Source organism: Providencia sp. PROV_01 (assembly GCF_053098325.1).
In genome coordinates, this window is the sequence record NZ_JBRFKD010000002.1 from 2,565,541 (window position 1) to 2,588,538 (window position 22,998).

General features: G+C 38.0%; 20 protein-coding genes. 10 read left to right on the forward strand and 10 right to left on the reverse strand.

Annotated elements, in window-relative coordinates:
* Positions 1-67 precede the first annotated feature (67 nt).
* The 5 genes from oppA (at position 68) to oppF (ending at position 5,621) form a co-directional block, all read left to right on the forward strand.
* Positions 68-1,708, forward strand: a complete 1,641-nt coding sequence (gene oppA / locus ACU696_RS12515) for an oligopeptide ABC transporter substrate-binding protein OppA (protein WP_004911139.1) — start codon at positions 68-70, stop codon at positions 1,706-1,708.
* A 71-nt stretch (positions 1,709-1,779) separates the two neighbouring features.
* Positions 1,780-2,700 (forward strand): oligopeptide ABC transporter permease OppB, encoded by a 921-nt coding sequence (gene oppB / locus ACU696_RS12520; protein ID WP_004254116.1) that lies wholly within the window; start codon positions 1,780-1,782, stop codon positions 2,698-2,700.
* 14 nt (positions 2,701-2,714) lie between these two features.
* Positions 2,715-3,623, forward strand: coding sequence for an oligopeptide ABC transporter permease OppC (gene oppC, locus ACU696_RS12525; protein ID WP_004911132.1), 909 nt, complete (start codon positions 2,715-2,717; stop codon positions 3,621-3,623).
* 10 nt (positions 3,624-3,633) lie between these two features.
* On the forward strand, positions 3,634-4,623 hold the full coding sequence (gene oppD, locus ACU696_RS12530) for an ABC transporter ATP-binding protein (protein WP_004911130.1): 990 nt from the start codon (positions 3,634-3,636) through the stop codon (positions 4,621-4,623).
* Positions 4,620-5,621, forward strand: coding sequence for a murein tripeptide/oligopeptide ABC transporter ATP binding protein OppF (gene oppF / locus ACU696_RS12535; protein ID WP_110731958.1), 1,002 nt, complete (start codon positions 4,620-4,622; stop codon positions 5,619-5,621). The genes oppD and oppF overlap by 4 nt, the downstream gene beginning before the upstream one ends.
* Before the next feature lie 79 nt (positions 5,622-5,700).
* On the opposite strand, the gene ACU696_RS12540 is transcribed toward oppF, so the two are convergent.
* Both ACU696_RS12540 and cls read right to left on the reverse strand, forming a co-directional pair.
* Positions 5,701-6,033, reverse strand: a complete 333-nt coding sequence (locus ACU696_RS12540; protein WP_004911124.1) for an HI1450 family dsDNA-mimic protein — start codon at positions 6,031-6,033, stop codon at positions 5,701-5,703.
* A gap of 22 nt (positions 6,034-6,055) precedes the next feature.
* The gene (cls, locus tag ACU696_RS12545; RefSeq protein WP_117162234.1) at positions 6,056-7,516 is read right to left on the reverse strand and encodes a cardiolipin synthase; all 1,461 of its coding nucleotides are present in this window, start codon (positions 7,514-7,516) and stop codon (positions 6,056-6,058) included.
* Between the two features lie 289 nt (positions 7,517-7,805).
* Here cls and ACU696_RS12550 point away from each other — a divergent pair, with 289 nt between their 5' ends.
* Positions 7,806-7,979 carry a YciY family protein gene (locus tag ACU696_RS12550; protein ID WP_004254127.1) on the forward strand — a complete coding sequence of 58 codons (174 nt, stop codon included), beginning with the start codon at positions 7,806-7,808 and terminating at the stop codon, positions 7,977-7,979.
* Between the two features lie 126 nt (positions 7,980-8,105).
* Positions 8,106-8,825, forward strand: a complete 720-nt coding sequence (locus tag ACU696_RS12555; RefSeq protein WP_198634851.1) for a TonB family protein — start codon at positions 8,106-8,108, stop codon at positions 8,823-8,825.
* A gap of 86 nt (positions 8,826-8,911) precedes the next feature.
* On the opposite strand, the gene yciA is transcribed toward ACU696_RS12555, so the two are convergent.
* On the reverse strand, positions 8,912-9,340 hold the full coding sequence (yciA, locus tag ACU696_RS12560; protein WP_004911119.1) for an acyl-CoA thioester hydrolase YciA: 429 nt from the start codon (positions 9,338-9,340) through the stop codon (positions 8,912-8,914).
* Positions 9,341-9,629: 289 nt separating this feature from the next.
* Between yciA and ACU696_RS12565 the strand changes: the two genes are divergently transcribed.
* Entirely contained in the window at positions 9,630-9,827 is a 198-nt protein-coding gene (locus ACU696_RS12565) for a YqaE/Pmp3 family membrane protein (protein WP_004911118.1), read from the forward strand.
* A gap of 59 nt (positions 9,828-9,886) precedes the next feature.
* Here ACU696_RS12565 and ACU696_RS12570 read toward each other — a convergent pair whose 3' ends face one another.
* On the reverse strand, positions 9,887-10,444 hold the full coding sequence (locus tag ACU696_RS12570; RefSeq protein WP_109913220.1) for a septation protein A: 558 nt from the start codon (positions 10,442-10,444) through the stop codon (positions 9,887-9,889).
* Between the two features lie 225 nt (positions 10,445-10,669).
* Between ACU696_RS12570 and ACU696_RS12575 the strand changes: the two genes are divergently transcribed.
* The gene (locus ACU696_RS12575; RefSeq protein ID WP_004911111.1) at positions 10,670-12,472 is read left to right on the forward strand and encodes a SulP family inorganic anion transporter; all 1,803 of its coding nucleotides are present in this window, start codon (positions 10,670-10,672) and stop codon (positions 12,470-12,472) included.
* A gap of 104 nt (positions 12,473-12,576) precedes the next feature.
* Here ACU696_RS12575 and ACU696_RS12580 read toward each other — a convergent pair whose 3' ends face one another.
* Positions 12,577-13,329, reverse strand: a complete 753-nt coding sequence (locus ACU696_RS12580) for a YciC family protein (protein ID WP_109913219.1) — start codon at positions 13,327-13,329, stop codon at positions 12,577-12,579.
* 404 nt (positions 13,330-13,733) lie between these two features.
* Here ACU696_RS12580 and ompW point away from each other — a divergent pair, with 404 nt between their 5' ends.
* Entirely contained in the window at positions 13,734-14,369 is a 636-nt protein-coding gene (gene ompW, locus ACU696_RS12585) for an outer membrane protein OmpW (RefSeq protein ID WP_109913218.1), read from the forward strand.
* Positions 14,370-14,712: 343 nt separating this feature from the next.
* Here ompW and ACU696_RS12590 read toward each other — a convergent pair whose 3' ends face one another.
* From ACU696_RS12590 to trpCF, 5 genes are all read right to left on the reverse strand, one after another.
* Positions 14,713-16,389, reverse strand: coding sequence for a ShlB/FhaC/HecB family hemolysin secretion/activation protein (locus tag ACU696_RS12590; RefSeq protein WP_164528811.1), 1,677 nt, complete (start codon positions 16,387-16,389; stop codon positions 14,713-14,715).
* Between the two features lie 528 nt (positions 16,390-16,917).
* On the reverse strand, positions 16,918-19,071 hold the full coding sequence (locus ACU696_RS12595; protein ID WP_196723557.1) for a two-partner secretion domain-containing protein: 2,154 nt from the start codon (positions 19,069-19,071) through the stop codon (positions 16,918-16,920).
* 489 nt (positions 19,072-19,560) lie between these two features.
* Positions 19,561-20,367 (reverse strand): tryptophan synthase subunit alpha, encoded by an 807-nt coding sequence (trpA, locus tag ACU696_RS12600; RefSeq protein ID WP_209101574.1) that lies wholly within the window; start codon positions 20,365-20,367, stop codon positions 19,561-19,563.
* A complete protein-coding gene (gene trpB, locus ACU696_RS12605) occupies positions 20,367-21,557 on the reverse strand; it encodes a tryptophan synthase subunit beta (RefSeq protein ID WP_209101572.1) in 1,191 nt (396 codons plus the stop codon). The genes trpA and trpB overlap by 1 nt, the downstream gene beginning before the upstream one ends.
* A gap of 63 nt (positions 21,558-21,620) precedes the next feature.
* Positions 21,621-22,997 (reverse strand): bifunctional indole-3-glycerol-phosphate synthase TrpC/phosphoribosylanthranilate isomerase TrpF, encoded by a 1,377-nt coding sequence (gene trpCF, locus ACU696_RS12610; RefSeq protein ID WP_209101569.1) that lies wholly within the window; start codon positions 22,995-22,997, stop codon positions 21,621-21,623.
* Between the last annotated feature and the right edge of the window lies 1 nt (position 22,998).

The following is a 22,998-nucleotide window of genomic DNA, read 5'->3' on the forward strand; positions in this document are numbered from 1 at the left end:
GTTCATCTCGTAGGTGAACATGCATCAACACACAATCATAATAATATATATGGGAGTAACCGATAAGATGAGTAAATCAATCAATAAATCGATTATTGCACTTAGCGTAATGGCTGGGTTAGCAATGGGCTCTATAGCAACAAGTTTTGCTGCAACGGTTCCTGCTGGTGTTGAACTGGCAGAAAAACAGGTAATGGTTCGTAATAATGGTTCAGAACCTCAATCTTTGGACCCACATAAAATTGAAGGGGTGCCTGAATCCGCTTTAGCGAGAGATCTTTTCGAAGGGATCACGATAGTGGGGCCTGATGGTGAAATTTTACCTGGTTCGGCAACCAGCTGGGAAAATAAAGATTTTACAGAGTGGACATTTAAAATTCGTGATGGCGCTAAGTGGTCTAATGGTGACCCTGTCACGGCAGAGGATTTTGTGTATAGTTGGCGACGATTGGCTGACCCTGATACCGCATCGCCTTATGCAAGTTATTTGCAATATGCTCACATCCAGAATATTGACGATGTCATCGCGGGTAAGAAAAAACCGGAAGAACTTGGTATTAAAGCCCTTGATGACAAAACCCTAGTTATTACACTGAGTGAAGCCGTTCCTTATATTCCTAAATTATTAGCGCACTCATCTATGTCGCCAGTCAATAAAAAAGTCATTGAACAACATGGCGCTAAATGGACGCAGCCACAGAATTTTGTGGGGAATGGGGCATATAAATTAAAAGATTGGACGGTAAACGAGCGCATTGTATTAGAACGTAGCCCAAGCTATTGGGATAATGCGAATACGGTTATTGATCAAGTTACATTTTTACCTATTTCTTCAGAAGTCACTGATGTTAACCGCTATCGAAGTGGTGAAATTGATATGACATACAGTAACTTACCTATCGAGCAGTTTAAAAGCTTACAACAAAATATGCCGAATGAGTTACGTGTAAACCCGTATCTCTGTATTTACTATTATGAAATTAATAATGAAAAACCGCCGTTTAATGACCCTCGTGTTCGTGAAGCGTTAAAGCTATCTATGGATAGAGATACGATTACATATAAGGTCAAAGCGCAAGGGGATATTCCTGCATATGGTTTCACACCACCATTTACCAGCGGTATGAAAACAGAAAAACCGGATTGGTATGCGAATATGACCCAAGAGCAGCGTAATGAAAAAGCGAAACAGTTGCTAGAAGAAGCGGGATATAACAAAGCCAACCCATTAAAATTCAATCTATTGTATAATACTTCAGACTTACATAAGCGTATTGCCATCGCAGCTTCTTCTATGTGGAAGAAAAATATTGGCGCGCAAGTGAAACTAGAGAACCAAGAGTGGAAAACCTTCTTAGATAGCCGACATCAAGGTAACTATGATGTCGCGCGTGCAGGCTGGTGTGCCGACTACAACGAGCCTTCCTCCTTCCTGAATATGTTACTTTCCTACAGCAGTAATAATACGGTTCATTATAAAAATACAGATTTTGATGCGGTGATGAAAAAAACATTGCAAGTCAAAACAGATGATGAACGTGCAGAACTCTATCAACAAGCCGAAAAATTACTCGATAAAGACTCCGGTATTGTTCCTCTTTACTACTATGTTAACACGCGTTTAGTGAAACCTTATGTCGGTGGTTATAGTGGCAAAGACCCATTAGATAACCTGCATACAAAAGATTTATACATTATTAAACACTAATACAGTTGCTCTGGCTCCATTTATTGGAGCCAGATATTCGCCTATTTAGGCAATAGAAGTAGGAAAGAGCGATGTTGAAATTTATTTTTCGTCGGTTGTTAGAAGCCATCCCGACTCTTTTGGTTTTGATTACCATTTCATTTTTTATGATGCGATTAGCCCCAGGGAGTCCGTTCACTGGCGAGCGGAAATTGCCACCGGAAGTGATGGCAAATATTGAAGCTAAATATCATTTAAATGACCCAATGTATAAGCAGTATTTTAATTATTTAATTCAGCTTTCCAAAGGTGACTTTGGTCCATCATTTAAATACAAGGATTACAGTGTTAATGATTTAGTTGCTAAAGCATTTCCGGTCTCAGCAAAATTAGGGGCAACGGCATTTATTGTTGCTGTTTTGTTTGGGGTATCCGCAGGGGTGATAGCCGCACTAAACCAAAATACCAAATGGGACTTTACAGTCATGGGGTTTGCCATGACGGGAGTTGTTATCCCAAGCTTTGTTGTCGCACCGTTATTGGTGCTGATTTTTGCCATTCATTTGAAATGGTTTCCTGGCGGTGGTTGGGATGGAGGAAACCTAAAACATATGGTGCTCCCCATGGTTGCGCTTTCATTAGCTTATATCGCCAGTATTTCCCGTATTACACGTGGTTCGATGATCGAAATTATGCATTCTAATTTTATTCGTACTGCTCGAGCAAAAGGGTTACCGCTAAGAACTATCATTTTACGCCATGCACTCAAACCAGCGTTGCTTCCCGTACTCTCATACATGGGGCCCGCCTTTGTGGGGATTATTACCGGGTCAATGGTAATTGAAACTATTTTTGGGTTACCAGGGATCGGCCAACTCTTTGTTAATGGTGCACTTAATCGTGATTATTCACTGGTATTGAGCTTAACGATTTTAGTTGGGGTACTGACAATTACATTTAATGCAATTGTCGATGTTTTGTATGCAGTTATTGACCCTAAAATTCGTTACTAAGTCGGAGAAACACGATGCTATCGAATCAAAAAAATAGTGAAGCTCTGGCGAATTTTTCAGAGCAGCTCGATATTGAAGGGCGCAGTTTATGGCAAGACGCAAGGCGCCGTTTTATGCACAACCGTGCGGCAATTTTCAGCTTATGTGTCTTATTTTTAATTACTTTGTTTGTCATTTTTGCTCCCATGTTATCGCCGTTTTTGTACGATGATACCGACTGGGAAATGATGTCAATGCCACCTGATATGGCAACTGGACATTATTTTGGCACAGATGCTTCAGGCCGAGATCTATTAGTGCGTGTCGCGATTGGTGGGCGTATTTCCTTAATGGTGGGCGTTGCAGCTGCGCTAGTTGCCGTGGTGGTAGGAACTTTATATGGTTCATTAGCTGGCTATGTGGGTGGAAAAGTGGATTCCATCATGATGAGGATATTAGAAATTTTAAACTCCTTCCCATTTATGTTTTTTGTGATCCTCTTAGTGACCTTGTTTGGTACCAATATCTTACTGATCTTTGTGGCCATTGGGATGGTGTCGTGGTTGGATATGGCGCGTATTGTTCGCGGGCAAACACTCGGATTAAAGCGCAAAGAATTCATTGAGGCGGCATTGGTTTGTGGCGTTAGTACACGACAGATTATTTTACGTCATATTGTTCCTAACGTTTTAGGTGTCGTCGTGGTGTATGCCTCATTATTAGTTCCAAGTATGATTTTGTTTGAATCATTCTTAAGCTTTTTAGGTTTAGGCACACAAGAGCCATTAAGTAGTTGGGGGGCTTTATTAAGTGATGGAGCTAACTCAATGGAGGTCACACCATGGTTGCTACTGATCCCCGCAGGTTTCTTAGTCATTACGTTATTTTGTTTTAACTTCATCGGTGACGGGCTGCGTGACGCGCTCGACCCGAAAGATCGCTAGAGGGAATAATATGTCAAATAACCCAATGAAAAGCCCTCTGTTATCCGTGAAAGATCTCAGCGTGACATTTGCGACCCAAGATGGTGACGTTACCGCCGTAAATAAATTGAACTTTGAATTAAGTGCGGGGGAAACGCTAGGAATTGTTGGTGAATCCGGTTCAGGAAAATCACAAACAGCTTTTGCTCTGATGGGCTTGCTTGCCAAAAATGGCAAGATTAATGGCTCTGCTATATTTAACGGCCGTGAGATCTTGAATTTAAGAGAAAAAGAATTAAATCGGATGCGAGCGGAAGAAATTTCAATGATCTTCCAAGACCCAATGACATCATTGAATCCTTATTTGAAAATTGGTACACAGCTGTCAGAAGTTCTCATGTTACATAAAGGCATGAGTAAAAGGGAGGCTTTCGAAGAATCAGTTCGTATGTTAGATGCAGTTAAAATGCCTGAAGCACGTAAGCGGATGAATATGTATCCACATGAATTTTCAGGAGGAATGAGACAACGAGTCATGATTGCAATGGCATTATTGTGCCAACCCAAGTTGTTAATTGCTGACGAACCTACGACGGCACTTGATGTGACAGTGCAAGCGCAAATTATGACTTTGCTCAATGAGTTAAAACACGAGTTTGATACTGCGATTATTTTGATTACTCACGACCTTGGGGTCGTCGCTGGGGTATGTGATAAAGTTCTCGTAATGTATGCGGGACGCACGATGGAGTATGGTACCGCTAAGGATATTTTTTATCAGCCATCTCATCCATATTCACTTGGCTTGTTAGCTGCCGTTCCTCGCCTTGATGGGGATGACGAGAGTTTAGCGACCATTCCAGGTAACCCGCCTAATTTACTACGTTTACCTAAAGGGTGCCCATTTTCACCTCGTTGCCAATACGCCGTTCAGCAATGTGTTGAACAAGAACCTGCATTAACCACTTTTGGTCAAACGCGGTTACGTGCCTGCTTTAAACCGCTGGAGGAGTTGGTATGAGTACCCATGAAAATAGACCAGTATTGTTAGAAGTGAATGATCTTAAAGTCCATTTTGAGATTAGAGACAAAAAACAGTGGTTTTGGCAGCCAAACAAAAGCCTCAAAGCTGTCGACGGCGTTACACTGCGTTTATATGAAGGTGAAACATTAGGCGTGGTTGGGGAGTCGGGGTGTGGAAAATCTACTTTTGCTCGAGCGCTCATTGGGTTAGTGAAAGCGACTGATGGTACTGTAAGTTGGCTTGGGCAGAACTTATTAGGTAAAACCGCTAAAGAGTGGCGCAGTGTTCGCAGTGATATCCAAATGATTTTCCAAGATCCATTGGCTTCTCTTAATCCGCGAATGACCATTGGTGATATTATTGCCGAACCATTAAAAACATATCATCCTAAAATGCCGCCATCACAAATCACAGAAAAAGTGAAAAAAATGATGATGCGGGTTGGTTTATTACCAAACTTAATTAACCGTTATCCCCATGAATTTTCCGGAGGGCAATGTCAGCGTATTGGTATCGCAAGGGCATTGATTTTGGAACCTAAATTGGTAATTTGCGATGAGCCCGTTTCTGCATTAGATGTGTCAATTCAAGCGCAAGTTGTTAATTTATTGCAAGAATTACAACGTGAAATGAAATTATCTCTCATATTTATCGCACACGATTTGGCGGTTGTTAAGCATATTTCTGACCGCGTGTTAGTGATGTATTTGGGGCATGCCGTGGAGCTTGGTACCTATGATGAGGTATATAATAACCCACTACACCCTTATACACGCGCATTGATGTCAGCGGTGCCAGTTCCTGATCCCGATAAAGAAAAAAATAAGGTGATAGAGCTTTTAGAAGGTGAATTGCCATCGCCAATTAATCCGCCTTCAGGCTGTGTATTTAGAACCCGTTGCCCATTAGCCGATGACGAGTGCGCAAAAACTAGGCCATTATTAGAAGGGAGTTTCAAACATGCGGTGTCTTGTTTGAAAATTGACCCTCTTTAGTTTGTTATAGATGCCCAACAAATTAAAAACAGAGCCAAGTGCTCTGTTTTTTTATCGAATAATCTGAATAGTGATATTCCTATTTTTTCCACAGAATATGGTGAAACGGTTTAGAAGGGTGGCGGCTAATTAATATGCGAGCAAAGATATCTTCTAGCTCGGCATCAGGGGTTTGAGCTAACCCGATAACCACTTCACTAAACTGCGCTAATTCAATGTTATTATTAATAATATCTTGCCAGTTATGACTAAAGGGGACAATTTCTGCAGCACCTAACTCTTCGAACTGCAAAGCAAAAATTAACTGGTCAGCGGGTTCTAAATTATCCATTGCCCCTTCAAGAAAAAGGTCATAAGCGATTTCAATGATGTCATCTTCATCGATTAACGGTGTGTTTTGTATTTCAGTCATGACCTTTCCTAATAAACTAAATTTATAACAATGGACTAAAGAAGTAACAAATGCGCTCAACGACACGGTTCCAGAAAGGGCGTTGTTCCCACTCTTCGATTTCTAAACGTGTTGACCGCGCAATATAATCATACTGAACTAACGTGAGATCGCTACCAAAACTTTTATCGTCAATGACCACGGTGATTTCAAAATTGAGCCATAAACTGCGCATATCAAGATTGACTGAGCCAACTAGGCTGAGCTCGCCATCAACTAATACACTCTTGGTGTGCAATAAGCCATCTTCGAATTGGTAAATCTTAACACCGGCAGCTAATAATTCACTGTAAAATGAACGGCTTGCCCAGCGGACAAGGAATGAGTCATTCTGCCTTGGCATAATAATACTGACATCAACACCCCGCATTGCTGCCGTGCAAATTGCATGTAAAAGGTCATCGCTAGGGACAAAATAAGGAGTCGTCATGATCAGTTGTTTGCGTGCAGAAAACATGGCGGTCATCAGCGATTGTTGAATCAACTCATCAGGGAAGCCAGGGCCGGAGGCGATAATTTGTGTTGTATGCCCATTCGCTTGTTCAAAAGGCATAATATTACTATCAGGCGGTGGTGGAAGTACGCGTTGGCCAGTTTCCATCTCCCAGTCAAAAGCATACACAATACCTAACGTTGTACTCACTGGGCCTTCCATACGCACTAAAATGTCAACCCATTCACCAACCCCTGAATCTTGTTTAAAATAACGAGGGTCAACCATATTCATACTACCTGTATATGAAATATAGTTATCGATAACGACTATTTTACGATGTTGACGTAAATCCATTCGACGCAGGAAGAAACGCATCAAATTAACTTTTAGTGATTCTATAAACTCAATGCCTGCAGCACGCATTTTTTCGGGATAATCACTACGGAAAAAGTGCCAACTTCCTGCAGAGTCCACCATAATACGGCATTTAACACCTCGTTTTGCAGCGTTGAGTAATGCTTCGGTAACTCCGTCAACTAAACCACCCGGTTGCCAAATATAGAAGACCATTTCAATTGAGTGCTGAGCATTATTGATATCATTGACTATCGCTTTTAATGAATCTTCACAAGTGGTTAAAAGTTGAATCCTATTACCTTTAACCCCAGCAATGCCTTGGCGTTTTTCAACTAATTGAAATAATGGCTCAGCGACGGGGCTGTTATCAGTGGCAAAGATATGTTTTGAATTTCGTAGATTTTCTAACCATGTTGCGACAGAAGGCCACATATCATGAGCTTTATCAACTCGACGTTTACCGAGGTGAAGTTCACCGAAGGCGACATACGCAATAATACCGACTAATGGCAGGATATAAATGATCAGGAGCCATGTCATGGCTGAGGTGACCGGCCTTCTTTTGACTAAGATGCGGACTGTAATTGCTGCAATAATTAGCCAATATAGGAAGAACAAAAGCCAACTCATAAGTGTATAGACGGTTGCCATAACGGGTCAGATGCCTCACTGATAAGAAAAAAGGTTCAAAAAAAGATAGTTTAGCTAAAAAAACTATTAGTAAAATATCAACTTAATAGAATTTAGCAAAATTCTGCAGTAAAAGCTTCGTGAAATAGAGTAATTCGTAAGGAAAAAATGATTGTGTAAGGTGATATTATTGTTGTGAAATTAAATATTGTACTCTAAGCATATATAAAAAGTTCCTCTTGGTTCTTTTTTTCAAAGGAATATAATATTTTTTTCTAATAATTTTTAGACGATTAAAGGACACAATTAAATGAGACGTAGTAGGCATGAAGTAGGGCGTTGGCGTATGTTAAGACAATCCCTACGCCGCCGCAGACGCTGGCTAGAAGGGCATTCAAGGCGAAACATGCGCATCTATGCAATGCGTAAAATTGATATTTACCATCGTCGACATTCCCTGCTTTTTACCCAATGGATTGAGTAAGGTTATTACAGCGCGCACTCACATTTTTCACTTTGTATGACAAACCTTATTGAATATGATTGCTATTTGCATTTAAACTATCAGTCATATTCTTTTTGGTAGACAGGTGTAGGGTAGAAATTGCATATGCGTTGGATGCGTTGGACTTTAATTATCGTCATTTCATTATCTATTCATGCAGGCCTTGCAATGGCATGGATTTTTAATCAACCTAATTTGGCTAGAGATCCTGAGCCATTGACGATTGCTATGGTTGCTTTTGCTGCCCCTGAACCTGCTTCTGAACCTGTTGAGCAGGTTGAAACACCGGTAGAGCCAGAACCTGAACCCGTTATTGAGCCAGAGCCTGAACCGGTGGTTGAACCCGTTATTGCATTACCTAAGAAAAAACCTGAGGTGAAGAAAAAACCTAAGCCAAAACAGGAAGAAAAGAAAAAGGTTAAAGAAGATGTGAAGCCGGTTGAAAAGCAATTGGCTATGAATAACCTAAAATCAGATGTTACTGCACCGAAAACGAATAACAACCCAATAAAGACAGCTAACAATACTGGGGCAAGTAATAGTCAATCAACCAAAAAGGGTGGCCCTAGGGCTCTACATAAACAAGCTCCTTCCTATCCTGAACGCGCACGTCGCTTAGGTAAAGAAGGGTATGTGAAGGTTCGTTATGATATTGATGATGGTGGGCGAGTGACAAATATTGAATTTGTTGAAGCTTCACCTAAAGGGTTATTCGAGCGCGATGTTAAACGGGCTATGAACCGTTGGACTTTTGAAAAGCAACCTGCAAAAGGCTATGTGACCGAAATTTATTTCAAATTGGATGGAACCGTAAGCCAAGTATAAGTGTTCTTTTCTTGCAAAATAAAAAAGCACCTTTAATTAATGAGGTGCTTTTTGTTTTATTTATATTTTAAGATAGGTATTAAAGTTTAGTCTGCGTGTTGCTCAGAACTGGCTAATTGAAAATGCTGCTTTTCTTTGGGTAATGAACGAGAGGTACTATCGTCATTAACGGCAACATAGGTAAATACAGCATCAGTTGCACGATAGCGGTGGCCAACGGGCTCGGTTGCTACTTTTTTTACCCAAACTTCAATATTAATTGTAATTGAGCTTTTCCCTGTTTTTAGGCAGCGTGCGTAGCAACAAACAACATCACCGACGGCAACAGGCTTTTGAAATTTAATCCCATTTACCGCTACAGTAACTACTCGTCCTAGCGCAATTTCTTTCGCTAATATAGCCCCACCTATATCCATTTGTGACATCAGCCAGCCACCAAAAATATCACCATTCGCATTAGTATCTGCGGGCATGGCTAATGTACGTAAAACCAACTCACCGTTCGGCAATTGCATATCAGACTCTTATTAAAAGGGTTATTACTTTTGATTTTGCATTTATAGCAAATTACATAGGTAATAGTAAACCTGAACCTCGTAGTTATTGATTGATAATGACTATTTGAGTGAATTGCTGCAAAAATAAGACAAATATGATATCTATTATTAATAAACGGCTTCTAAATATGATAAAAAGCTCAACTTTTGCAAAGAAAAAGCAAGAAGTGTTTTTTATATTTAGTCAACTGATTGAATTAGCTATACTCAGTAATATGAATATTATTGATTAATTTAGAGGTATGAAATGAGATTGTTATTGGCAATATTATTACCTTGGTTGCAATTTTTTACGATAGGGCGCCCCTTTGCTGGGATTATTTGCTTAATTTTGCAGATCACGTTGATTGGTTGGTTACCAGCCGCCATTTGGTCGGTATATGCACTATCACAGTACAATACAGATAAAAAAATTGAAAAAGCATTTGGTGACAAGCGCTATTAACATATAAAAAAACCTGCTAAGCGAGATGCAATTAGCAGGTTTTTAACTCTATTTATAAATTATTCTTCGTGTTTTTCTACAGGCTCTTTAACCATATTTTTAAAAATATAGACCACACTCAGTACTGTAAATATTAATGTTCCTGCTGTTAGACCAAAGACTTTGAAGTTAACCCAGATATCTTGAGCCATCCAGAAAGCAACATAAATATTCAGAAGTGCACAGAAAATAAAGAAAATAGCCCATGCACTATTAAGTTTATTCCAATAACTATCTGCAAGTTTTATTTCTTGGTTACTGCCTAACATGCGCTGAATGAGTGGTTTTTCAGTAAACCATTGGCTAAAGAGTAATGCACCAGCAAATGCAGCATAGATAATAGTGACTTTCCATTTAATGAATGCATCACTATGGAAAATAAGAGTTAAAGCCGCAAAACCCATTACGATTGCACAGGTAATTTTTGCAACTTTTTCAACTTTCTTATAAATAAGATAAGTTGCTAATAACGCTAAAGGAGTGGTCACCATTAATGCGCCACTCGCATAGAAAATATCGTATCTTTTATAGACAATAAAAAAGATTATCAAAGGAATAAAATCAATAAGTTGTTTCATAACAGTGAATACAGCGCCTCAACGTAAAGATAATGGAGTAGTTTAACCGATTTTGGCTTTAATTGTTAAAAGTTTGCACCTTTTTACCAATAAACATGCTTTGTTACCAATCATATTTGCACTATTTTACGATTATTTGACTTACTTCTAGATAAACTTTATTAGTTCGGATATATATAGTATATAAAATAATTTAACTTGCTAATTTATAGGTACTTTTCCCCGATGATAAAGGCAAAGCTATTTGTCTGGATGCCAGGTTTAAAAACGTTATTTAACTATCAACGTTCAGATTTAGGTTCTGATGTTAAAGCTGGCCTATCTGTCGCTGCTGTTGCCTTGCCCGTTGCTATTGCCTATGCTGAGTTAATGGGTGTGAATGCAATTGTCGGGTTATACTCGTGTATTTTACCGATGTTTTTTTATGCATTGTTTGGTACGTCTAAACAATTGATTATCGGTCCTGATGCCGCTACATGTGCTGTAATTGCAGCCGCAGTCGCACCTCTTGCCATGGGGGATGAAACTGTTCGTTGGCAGCTGATTATTGTCATGAGTTTTATGACTGGGGTTTGGTGTTTGATTGCAGCAAAATTTCGCTTAGGGACCTTTGCCGATTTTTTATCCAGACCGATATTACAGGGCTTATTAAATGGGGTTGCTCTCACTATTATCGTCAGCCAAATTAGTAAAGTATTTGGTATCAGTACGTTACCTTCAGGGTTTATTGAACGCTTAATAGCATTACCATTAGCGTTAGTGGAAACACATATTCCGACATTATTAGTTGCCATTGCAACATTGGTCATTACTCTATTGATTAAGCGAGTGCGTAGCAAGTGGCCATCGCTATTAATTGCAATGGTGTTGGCCACAGCAGCAAGTATCCTATTTAATCTCGAACAATATGGTATTAGTACGGTTGGGGATTTAGGTGAAGGGCTTCCGTATATCCCAATGCCTGATTTTCCACCTGGCTTACTTCGAGACCTTGTCATTCCATCATTAAACTTGTCTGTGATCAGTTTTGTTAGCTTTATGATGACGGCTCGTAGTTTTGCGAGCAAGAACGGTTATACCGTTGATGCAGACCAAGAACTAAAAGCGTTAGGAATGGCAAATATTGCTTCTGCTTTTGGTCAGGGTTTTGCTGTTAGTGCTGCGAGTAGCCGTACTGCGGTGAATGATATGATGGGGGGGAAAACGCAATTAGTTTCCCTTGTTGCCGCAATAACCATCTTAGCGGTTTTACTTTTTTCTATGAATTTATTGGAATATATCCCAATGCCTGCTTTAGGGATAGTTTTGATTATTTCAACGTATTCATTACTCAGTTTTCGCAGTATTTTATCAATGCGAAAACGCAATAGAGAAGCTTTTTTCTTATGTATTTTCACGCTATGTGCAGTGCTGGTGGTTGGTTTGATTAGTGGTGTAGGCTTAGCTGTTCTATTAGGTTTGTTGCAGTTTATCCGAATTATATTTAGACCTACAGATCAACTACTAGGCGTTGATGAACATGGTATGTTGCACTCGATGACATCAGAAAATGATATTCAAGAAGTTGATGGCGTCCTGATTTATCGTTTCAATTCTCCGCTTACCTATTTCAATGTGAATTACTTTAAAGAACGTTTAAATAAACATTTAGATAATCAACGGAAGAGGCCAGCTTGGGTGATTGTGGATGCTGCCGTCAGCTTCACACACAATGATGTGAGCGTATTTTCCACGTTAAATGATATTGTGACATCTTTGAAGGCGAAAGGGGTAACTTTAGTATTAGCAGGGCGCAGAACGTCGCTTAATCGTTGGCTAGAACAAAATAAAATCAATCGTTCAGATGATGACTTATTAGTGGTACCGGATATCTATTTTGCAATCCGTTTAATTCAAAGTAAGCAACAAATTCAAATGAAATGCGTTGAAGAAAGAAAAGCACAAGAGTGCCAAAAAGATTTCGGTATATTGGAACATGATTGTGAAAGTCGAATTACACCGATGGATATTCGCTCAGATAATGCTTAAAAAATAATGTAAATAAAAAGGTATCTTTCGATACTTGAAGTTGTTGCCAAAGCGGGATAAAGCGTTGTTTTCCCGCTTTGGGTTATCAGCTGAAAATCAATAAATCAATTTTTAGTGATTAGCATATATAAACGATAAAAGTAAATTAAAGCGAATGCCGCTACAACATTATTGAGTAAAAAAGAGATGCCATTAATAACAATATGATTCATATTAAGGTTACCCAATAGAAGACTAATAAGCATTTGAGCCGCCATCCAAATTAAAATCATCGGTAAGGCAACACGCCAATTCGCATAAGCCATTTTCCAGCTTTTTCCCATCGCACTGAAAGGGTTGGTACGTTCTGTTATTAAAATCGCTGGTGCTAAGGAAAAACCAATGGCTAAGACAATACCAGGTAGAACCATAATTGTGATACCTAACTGGATAAGCAGAGAACAGACGACCAATAGAAGGAACATAGAAGGTGCTTTGTTCAGTGATGATGTTATTGCCTGTAGCCCTGTCATATCTTCACCGCGAGACATACCAGAGATATAGGACAATGTACCACAAATAAGGAACAAACTTCCAAAAGTGACGGAGAGGATCAACCCGAAAGAAACACGCAAAATACTACTTTTATCTTCTTCAGATAGACCTAAAATCCAGTCTTGTAACCCCGAATTACCAGATTCAATCATCTGACTTTGTGCTTGTGCCAGAACACCTATCATCTGTTCACTTGGGATCATCACCGCATAGATAACGAGGCTCACTACGGTGGCTAAAAGCACGATGGTGAAGAGGCCACTCAATTGATTTTTAAAGAAATTGATACTATCACTAATGAGTGAGTTGGCCGAAATGGACATGACACTGCTCCTATCTACAAACGGGATCAAAAATTTATGCCAATTGTAACCGAGTATCACGCCTAGAGGTAGAGAAAGATAATAAAATTCGGGAGGTTAAGACAAATATAATGGACATAATGATTGAATTTAATTAGCCAAAGAAATGAAACTATATAAGTTGTATTTTTAATATATGTTTAAGTTTCGAAATAAATATATATATTTCGAAATCAAATTTTTATTTTGTTAGTTATCTTCCAAAAATTGATTTAAATCAAAATTTAAAAAATAATAAATGAAATAATAAATCCATATTTATTGGTTTACCTCTAAATTAGTAAAAGATGTGATCTTGATTTGAACATCAATTTAAATAATAAGGTATATTTTCCTAAAATAAAAACACAGGAATGGGATTGATAATGAAAAAACTCACTGCGCTTGTATTAGCTGCTGCAACTTTAGCTCCAGCAGTTTCTATTGCTCATGAAGCTGGCGACTTTATTTTCCGTACAGGAACTGCAACGGTACGCCCAAATGCAGGTTCTGAAAATGTATTAGGTTTAGGTTCATTTGATGTTAATAACAATACTCAATTAGGTTTAACGTTTGGGTATATGATCACTGATAATATCGGTGTGGAATTATTAGCAGCAACTCCGTTTGAACACAAAGTTGGCGTAGGGCCTTTAGGTACAATTGCAACTGTTAAACATTTACCACCAACTTTAATGGCGCAATATTACTTTGGTAGTAAAGAAGATAAATTACGCCCTTATTTAGGTGCAGGTGTTAACTATACCTTCTTCTTTGATGAGAAATTTAACTCAACAGGGAAAGGTGCGGGCTTATCAGACCTTGATTTATCAAGCTCTTGGGGCTTTGCAGCGCAAGCTGGTATGGATTACATGCTAACTGATAACTGGATGTTAAACGCCTCTGTTTGGTGGATGAATATTGAAACGGATGTGAAATTTAAAGCGGGTAATGACACACACAAAATCGATACTCGTTTAGACCCATTTGTATTTATGTTTGGTGCGGGTTACCGTTTCTAAGAATTTGATAGGAAGCAATACAGGTAATACCTGAATTCTGATGGATTAGAGTGAAGTGGAAATCCGAGAATATTCGTATTCTCGGATTTTTCAATTTCTATTAACTATAAACATACAATCAACAACAAAACAACAAAACAGTAACGCAAAGGGTGACGTTGGTTTAATAGATTAATTGGTGTTATAGCGTGATAATAAAATAAATACATTTATTGGTTATCTTATTTTATTAAGATAAATAAGATTAAATAACAGAATATCGGTATTATCTATATGAAAATAAAAAGCCGAATATAGGAGTGATATTCAGCTTTAAGGTATGATTAAATTTTAAGATATTAACTTACCAAAACCATTGCACATTTAACCCCGCATTGACGCTACTGGTTTCATATTCATCAGGTTTATAAAGTGGTGCACCTAAAAATAAGTCATAGCTGAATATATTAACATTACCTCTCATACCAATAGCCGTTCCTAATAGTTGGTCATCAGAATAGAGACCTAGCGGATAAACACCTCCAAGTATTCGGCCATAGTCAAGTGCGTAGTATGGATAAAAGGAGAAGCCAGGAATATAAAAGTTAAACTCATTTCGCAAGTAAAAACCTTTGTCACCGATCAGTGAAAACTCTTCATCGAAACCACGAACAGTCCAACGGTTACCTAACGAAAATTGATCTTGAATAGTTAAGCGATCGCGTGAATATTGTACAAACAGTTGTGGGTTATAACTCATAATAAAATTGTCAAATGAGAAGGGGAACATTCCCGAAATATCGGCAGTATAAACACGGCTCATTGTGCTGACATCACCATATTTCATATCCCAACTTTGTTCGGCACCAAACCAAGGTACGTTACGTTGATGGTATAATGATGCATCAATGGTAGAATTGTTGATATTTTGACGATGGCTAATACCCAGTTTAAGACTGGTAAGGTCTCGTTGTTGGGAAAGTAGGCTGACATCCTCCAACTTATATTTTGATTTTCTTTTAATCAATTGGATTGACGCTGTATCTTTAAACGTTTGGCCGCGCAAAAAAACATTACTGGCCGTAGCGTTATAATATTTACTGTCACCATAATATTTATAGCTAAGTACAGAGTCATTAATAGTTTGTTTATAGTCACTTTTACTTGCGTACAATGAGAAAAGCCAATAATTATAGGGAACAGCATAATAAATAGAAGCATTACTGGTGCTGTTTCGTGCTTGGTTTTTTGCATTTTTTCCGGCGGAGACATATAAGGTATCGTTTAAGCTCGTTAGGTTATTAGCATACAGAGTTACTCCAACTTGGTCTTTACCCGTTTGGCGACTTCCAGAGTTATTGTAATATCCTCCTAGATTAAAGTGAGATGACTTTTCTCGTTGTATGGAAATATCCGAGGTGGAAAATTCTTTACCTGGTGCGAGTTCAATATTCACCTTCGCACCAGGGATCCGTTCAAGGTTTTCTAGGCCTTGTTCAATGTCACGAATATTTAGAATATCTCCTTCTTTAGCGGGCATAATTGCCCCTAAAGTAATATAAGTATCGCTGCCTTCGGCAAGTTTAACATTCGCAACTTTACCTGGAATAATTTGGAGCATTAAAGTCCCTTCACTGATGTTTTGTTCTGGAATATTAACGCGTGTTGTGACGTAACCTGATTTAATTATTTTATCTTGTAAGCCTTTTGCTAAGGTTTCAACTCCATTGATACCGATACATACTCCGACAACTTGGCTTGCATAAGCTTCTAAAGGTCTCATTGAGGGGAGTTTAGGTTCTGAAAGTAAGACTACTTGTTTCATTTCAAAACAATCTTTCTCATCATCAAAAATTAAAATATTATTTGAGGGTTCTCTGGTTTTACCTAAGGCATCTTTAGCTTCAAGTTGAGTCTGTTGTTGGCGAGAGCGATCTTGGCTAGCTTGATTATTGATTTGTTGGTCAATAATTTGTGCGGTATTAGCTGATACAGCTAAAGGTAATAGCGTTGACAATAAAAAAATAAATCGAAAATTCATGTGCACCACATTAATTTTTAAAAATATTAAAGTTATTTTTATGTTAGGAAATATAATAAAGAAAATTGCTAATGAACAATGTTTTATCAGAACTATCTTATTAACTTGCCATCAGGGCTTTATTTTGAAAAGGTTTTCATTTATATCCCTATAATAAACCTATTATTAAGTTATTTTTTCCTTTGAGTATTTTTAATTATGCTTTAAATATATGTGAAATAAAAATCAATTAAACTGATTGAGTTAGTATAAATACTTTTGGGGTTTGTTACTGAAAATACAACCAATATAATTCATTCTATGGTGGCTTATTTATCTCCAATAAAATCAATGAGTAAAGAATGCTCTATATTAAATTGAATAGGTGTTTTTACTTGGATTTAGAACGCTTCTATTTACTGTTAATATGAGCAATAATTAAAGTAGCTTAAGGAACATTAATGGTGCTAAAATAATTCTATTTATTATATTGTTGACACTCTGCTTTGGAGTAAATAAGGAGGCTATTTGCCTCCTTATTTTACCTAACTAGTAATAATTAGGTGTATTTAAGATAATCATGGAACCTAGAATTTGCCCATAAGGGCTATTGTAAATTACAGGACTTGTAATTTTAGTCGTTCCCATTGAGCTTAAGCGACCATTATTATTATCTACACGAGTAAAGGTATCGATAGTTAAATCTTTACCAGCGTCAACAGTACCAGAGTAAGTATTATTTAACTTATTTACATCTAATGTGACATTATTTGTACCTTGGATTTTACCATAACGGTTATCAAGGTCATTTCTTAATGTAATATCAATGTCACCTACGTTTGGCGCTTTTTGTGTTTGATTAGCAGCAATAACACCAGAATAGTTATTTAAGCTATTTGCTTTGATAGTCGCTGAACCATCTTTCGCGTAGATCCCACCCGTTTGGCCAGCAACACCAAATTTACTCGCGTAACTATTAAACCCATTAGCGTAGCTATTATCAACACTTGTTGCATTAACAACCACATTTGAATCTGCAGTGATTAAGCCTCTCCCATTACCTAAATGGGTGGTTTTGATGTCTAAGTTATTGGCTTTGATAAATCCATACTGATTATTAAGAGAATAAAGATCAAATTTTGATTTACCTGCGCCCGAAGCGAGTGAACCTTGGTTGTAAATGATGTTAGCTTTGATATTCAATGCCTTTCCACTATCGATTGCAGCATAACCGTTATTTACTAGGTTACTTGATAGGGTGATATTGGTCTGTCCATTGGTGGATTTAATCAGTGAATTATTGTTTTGTAACGTAACAGAATCGATATCGATTTTTCTTTTAGCTAGAATCTGCGAGCTATTATCATTCGCGACAATATTACGGGCATTTATTGTGATATCACGGCCTGATAACGTAGAGTTATTATTTGCAAGTGTTGTCGTATCAATTGATAAATCACCACCTGCTCGAATTCCTCGTTCGTCTACATTAATGACGTTATTACGTAGGGTATAGTTATTATCAATCTTACCTGTCGCACGAATTGCAATATTTCCACGATTAGTTTTAATTGAACCGTTAGTGTTAACAATATTTGCAGTCGCGATGTTCATGTCTTCCTGAGCATGAATAATACCACTTCGGTTATCAACACTCGTAGCTGAAGCCAGTTTGAGATTGCCACCATTAGACTTAATCTGTCCATTCACATTACTCAGAACTGAGTTTTGTGCATTAATATCAACATCACCATTCGCTACAATAGTCGCTGTATTATATAACCCATTGGATTTTATATTGATATTACCATTGGCATTCATTTTTCCTGCTTGGTTATACACTAATCCCGTTGAATCAATGTTAACTCCACCAGTTCCGGCAATTAAGTTTCCGTTATTAGAAACACCGGTTCCACTTTCCGTGGAAACTAGCGTAATTTTATCGGCATACATCCCTCCCATAGCCGCGACATCAACACCAATTCGCGTGGCAGACCCAACTCCTTGTACCTTAGTAATGTAATTACCTTTTGCATCAACAAAGTTATTGCCTGCTACAACATTAATTTCTTTGGCGCGAATGTCTCCACGGATCACTGCAGAGCGAGCGATAATATCAGTAGGGGAATCTGACTGTAAGCGGCTATTAATAATAATCTGACCTTTTTCAACGTTATAGCCAAGAACTTCACCACCAGCAACAATTGGCTTACCTGTTGTTAAAGTCACCCGATCGGTATTAATAAATCCACAGTTATTACATGTGATGCCTGATGCGTTAGCAACAATAACTTGCGCTTTATCACCAGCGACTTCAATCATACCGCCTAAAGTACTTGCTTTATTTGAATTAACTTCATTCAAAATAACTTTTGCAGGGCCATTACCATTATTTAAATTTAAGTTGCCATTAATTTGGCCCCCTAAAGTGGTATTCGTGTTGGCTGTACTGTTATTTAAAATAACCCCTTTTTGGTCAACATCAAATTGGCTATAAATGTTGTGTGAAACACCTTTGTCACTTGCGCCTTTAATGTGAACGATAGTAGGACCATTACTTTGATTTATTACGCCAGCACCATTGGTATTAACAACTGCTCCGTGAGCAATAGATATCGATCCTAAAATAACAGACACACTTAAAAAGAGTGGCTTAACTCTCATCATAGGATGAGTGATAGAATGATTGGTAGAATGTTTCATAAATATCCCTAAAATAGACTATAGATAAAATTAAAAATAGCTAATTAAAATTCCATTAAAGCATAGGGATTATGCGTTATATTAATTTTCATTAAAATTTAATTGTATTTAAGTTGAGTCATAAAAATATGGGGAGAGTAATACTCCCATATTATACTATAAATAGTGTTTTATATATCTAGTGCGTAAAATGCTAATTTAATCAAATAGTAACACTTACTCTGATATGGATATATTAAGAGAAAGTACTAGTGTAATAACACGTATCTGTTGATTTTAATATTGGTGGTTTATATTAATAAATATTATGATTGGTTTTTTTGGACTATTTGAGAGTTTTAAAACTGAAAAATACTGAATATATTTAAATAATATTTCTAAAAATAACGTTAAAAGGATTGAAAATCGCCCAGACAAAATTTAATTATATGATTTAAGTAATCAAGCCAATAAACTTAAGTATGACTTGATTACTATTTATTGTTTAGCCTATTTCTGTGTTGCTGCTTTCATTTTTGCAACAAACTCAGTTAATGATGTAAGCATAACATCAGGGCGATTTAAGTTGTTTTCGATGATTTTAACCACGGCTGAACCAGAAATTGCACCTGCTGCACCATTTTTAATCGCTTCTTTGACTTGTTCAGGTTCAGATATCCCAAAACCTTGTAGGGCAGGAGCCGCGTTATACTGATTTAATTGGCTCAATAAATGAGCTAATGGCGTTTCAGCGCGTTTTTCTGTGCCTGTTACGCCAGCACGTGATAACAAATAAGTATAACCTTGGCTATATTTCCCAATTTGTTGCAGTAATTCATCATTGGCATTGGGTGGGCAAATAAAAATAGGAGCAATGTTGTGTGCCAATGCAGCTTCACGAAATGGTTGTGATTCGGACATCGGGACATCTGCAACTAATACGGAATCAACACCTGCTTTTTCGCAGCGAATATAAAAATTTTCAATACCATTGGTAAAAACTAAATTTGCATACACTAATAAGCCAATCGGAATAGTAGGGTGTTTTTCTCTAATACGACTTAGTAACTCGAAACAAATAGTCGGGGTGATTTCACTTTGAAATGCGCGTAAATTTGCATTTTGGATGGTTGGGCCATCAGCCAATGGATCAGAAAATGGAATACCAATCTCTAATGCATCAGCGCCACCAGCAATCAAAGCATCAACAATGTTTAATGATAATTCAGCATCAGGGTCACCTAAAGTGACAAATGGAACAAATGCCCCTTGGTTATCGTGAATTAAACGTTTAAAAAGTTGGGTATAACGTTCCATTAAATTTCTCCTCTGCTGGCTAAAATATCATGCACTGTAAAAATATCTTTATCACCACGGCCAGACAAATTGACGATTAATAATTGTTCTTTATTGGGTTCTTGCTCTGCCATTTTTAATGCATATGCGAGGGCATGAGAAGATTCTAATGCTGGAATAATCCCTTCTTTACGTGATAACAATTTAAAAGCATTCAGGGCTTCATCATCGGTAATCGAAACATATTCTGCGCGACCAATACTATTTAAATGAGCATGTTGAGGTCCAACAGAAGGAAAATCTAATCCTGCAGAGATGGAATATGACTCTTCAATTTGACCTTCACTAGTTTGCATCATCGGTGATTTCATACCGAAATAAATCCCAACACGACCATGTTTTAATGGCGCACCATGTTGGCCTGATTCAATACCTAATCCAGCAGGTTCAACACCAATTAGTTTCACATTTTTTTCTGGAATAAAAGAGGCAAATAAACCGATTGCATTTGAACCACCACCAATACAGGCAACGACAGCATCGGGTAAACGGCCTTCTTTTTCAAGAATTTGTTGTTTTGCTTCATCACCAATCATACGTTGGAATTCACGTACAATTGTTGGGTAAGGGTGTGGACCCGCCGCAGTTCCTAATAAATAATGAGCTTTATCATAGCTGCCAGACCAGTCCCTTAATGCTTCATTACACGCATCTTTCAAGGTTGCCGAACCGCTATGAACAGATATAACTTCAGCACCCATTAATTTCATACGAAATACATTGGGAGACTGGCGTTCAACATCTTTAGCGCCCATGTAGATACGGCATTTCATATTCAATAATGCACAAGCCAGTGCGGTTGCAACTCCATGTTGCCCAGCACCGGTTTCTGCAATAATTTCGTTTTTTCCCATTTGCTTAGCCAGTAGCGCTTGGCCTAATACTTGGTTGGTTTTATGGGCGCCGCCGTGCAGTAAATCTTCGCGTTTTAAATAGAGTTTTGTTTTCGTACCGGCAGTTAAGTTTTTACATAATGTTAGTGCAGTAGGGCGACCTGCATAATTCTTTAGTAAGTCGTGAAATTCACGAATAAACTCAGCATCATTCTGTGCGTCGATAAACGCGTCTTCTAATTGATTTAATGCAGGGATCAGAATTTCTGGGACATATTGCCCACCAAACTCGCCAAAATACGGATCTAATTTACTCATTATTTATTGTCCATTTTAACAGTTACATTAATTGGTGTTGGAGTTTTATCTTTTCGTTGTGTATTAGTGAGCCGTTGATTCGGCTAACAACGCTGACAACACCAAATTTATTTTTTGTTCACTTTTTATACCAGGTTCAATTTCAACCCCTGAATTAAAGTCTAATCCGTTGCACAGTAACTTTGCAGCATCTAGGCAGTTATCTGGTGTAAGTCCCCCCGCAATCATTATTTTTTGTGTTGCAGATGAAGGGATTTCTGACCAATTGAAGGTTTTACCAGTGCCACCTTGTCCGTTATCCAGTAGTAACACATCAATGTCTTGTGTGTCATAGTCATTTAAAGTTGTTCTTGACATATCAAGCGCTTTCCAAACTTCACAGTAGTTTGGTAAAAATGTTTTTAACGTATTGATATAAGCAGAGTCTTCTTCACCATGTAGTTGCACCGCAGATAACGCAAGCTGTTTGGCAATATGGGCAACAAAATCGGCGGACTGATTACGGAAAACACCGACATATTTTAACGGCGCAGCATGGATGATAGTTTGCGCCTGTGACAACGTCACTTTTCTCGGGGAGGTTTCAGCAAAAATTAATCCACCGTAGTGTGCTCCTGCTTTAAATGCGGCTTTTGCATCTTGTTCGCGGGTTAAACCACAGACTTTATGTTCCCCAACTAGCAGGTTTCGAATGGCTTTATCTAAGTCAGCTTGCTCCATTAGTGCGCTACCAATTAAAAAACCATTTGCAAACTGTCTCAGTGACTGAATATGTTGGTGTTGATGAATACCTGACTCACTGATCACTATCGTTTCTTTTGCTAAGCAAGGCGCGAGCTCACGAGTCCGATTTAAATCAATAGAAAGGTCGCGTAAATCCCGGTTATTGATGCCAACCACTTTGGCTTTTAACCGAATTGCTCGCTCTAATTCTTCTTCATTACTGACTTCCGTTAATATCCCCATACTCAGTTGATGAGCAACTTCAGCCAATGCGATATATTCATCATCATTTAAGACAGATAACATCAGTAAAATGGCATCTGCTTGGTAGTAACGTGCAAGATAGATTTGGTATGGGTCAATGATAAAATCTTTGCATAATACGGGTTGCTTTACGGTATTACTGACAATCGTTAAGTAATCCATATTGCCTTGAAAATATTTTTCATCGGTGAGAACGGAAATCGCACTCGCATAAGGTGCATATGTCTTGGCTATCATCGCAGGGTCGAAATCAGCACGGATCAAACCCTTTGAAGGAGACGCTTTTTTGCACTCTAAAATAAAAACAGGGCGTTTAGCGCTTAGTGCGTTATAGAAACTACGCTGGCTAGGCTGAACTTCAGCAATAAAGCTTTCTAACGGCTGCTTGGCTTTGCGTTCAATTAAATAGTCAACTTTATCATCAACAATTTTTTGTAAGACTGTCGCTTTCATT

Coding starts and splice junctions, on each gene's coding strand:
- oppA (WP_004911139.1), top strand. CDS start 68: ATGAGTAAATCAATCAATAAATCGATTATTGCACTTAGCGTAATGGCT.
- oppB (WP_004254116.1), top strand. CDS start 1,780: ATGTTGAAATTTATTTTTCGTCGGTTGTTAGAAGCCATCCCGACTCTT.
- oppC (WP_004911132.1), top strand. CDS start 2,715: ATGCTATCGAATCAAAAAAATAGTGAAGCTCTGGCGAATTTTTCAGAG.
- oppD (WP_004911130.1), top strand. CDS start 3,634: ATGTCAAATAACCCAATGAAAAGCCCTCTGTTATCCGTGAAAGATCTC.
- oppF (WP_110731958.1), top strand. CDS start 4,620: ATGAGTACCCATGAAAATAGACCAGTATTGTTAGAAGTGAATGATCTT.
- ACU696_RS12540 (WP_004911124.1), bottom strand. CDS start 6,033: ATGACTGAAATACAAAACACACCGTTAATCGATGAAGATGACATCATT.
- cls (WP_117162234.1), bottom strand. CDS start 7,516: ATGGCAACCGTCTATACACTTATGAGTTGGCTTTTGTTCTTCCTATAT.
- ACU696_RS12550 (WP_004254127.1), top strand. CDS start 7,806: ATGAGACGTAGTAGGCATGAAGTAGGGCGTTGGCGTATGTTAAGACAA.
- ACU696_RS12555 (WP_198634851.1), top strand. CDS start 8,106: ATGCGTTGGATGCGTTGGACTTTAATTATCGTCATTTCATTATCTATT.
- yciA (WP_004911119.1), bottom strand. CDS start 9,340: ATGCAATTGCCGAACGGTGAGTTGGTTTTACGTACATTAGCCATGCCC.
- ACU696_RS12565 (WP_004911118.1), top strand. CDS start 9,630: ATGAGATTGTTATTGGCAATATTATTACCTTGGTTGCAATTTTTTACG.
- ACU696_RS12570 (WP_109913220.1), bottom strand. CDS start 10,444: ATGAAACAACTTATTGATTTTATTCCTTTGATAATCTTTTTTATTGTC.
- ACU696_RS12575 (WP_004911111.1), top strand. CDS start 10,670: ATGATAAAGGCAAAGCTATTTGTCTGGATGCCAGGTTTAAAAACGTTA.
- ACU696_RS12580 (WP_109913219.1), bottom strand. CDS start 13,329: ATGTCCATTTCGGCCAACTCACTCATTAGTGATAGTATCAATTTCTTT.
- ompW (WP_109913218.1), top strand. CDS start 13,734: ATGAAAAAACTCACTGCGCTTGTATTAGCTGCTGCAACTTTAGCTCCA.
- ACU696_RS12590 (WP_164528811.1), bottom strand. CDS start 16,389: ATGAATTTTCGATTTATTTTTTTATTGTCAACGCTATTACCTTTAGCT.
- ACU696_RS12595 (WP_196723557.1), bottom strand. CDS start 19,071: ATGAAACATTCTACCAATCATTCTATCACTCATCCTATGATGAGAGTT.
- trpA (WP_209101574.1), bottom strand. CDS start 20,367: ATGGAACGTTATACCCAACTTTTTAAACGTTTAATTCACGATAACCAA.
- trpB (WP_209101572.1), bottom strand. CDS start 21,557: ATGAGTAAATTAGATCCGTATTTTGGCGAGTTTGGTGGGCAATATGTC.
- trpCF (WP_209101569.1), bottom strand. CDS start 22,997: ATGAAAGCGACAGTCTTACAAAAAATTGTTGATGATAAAGTTGACTAT.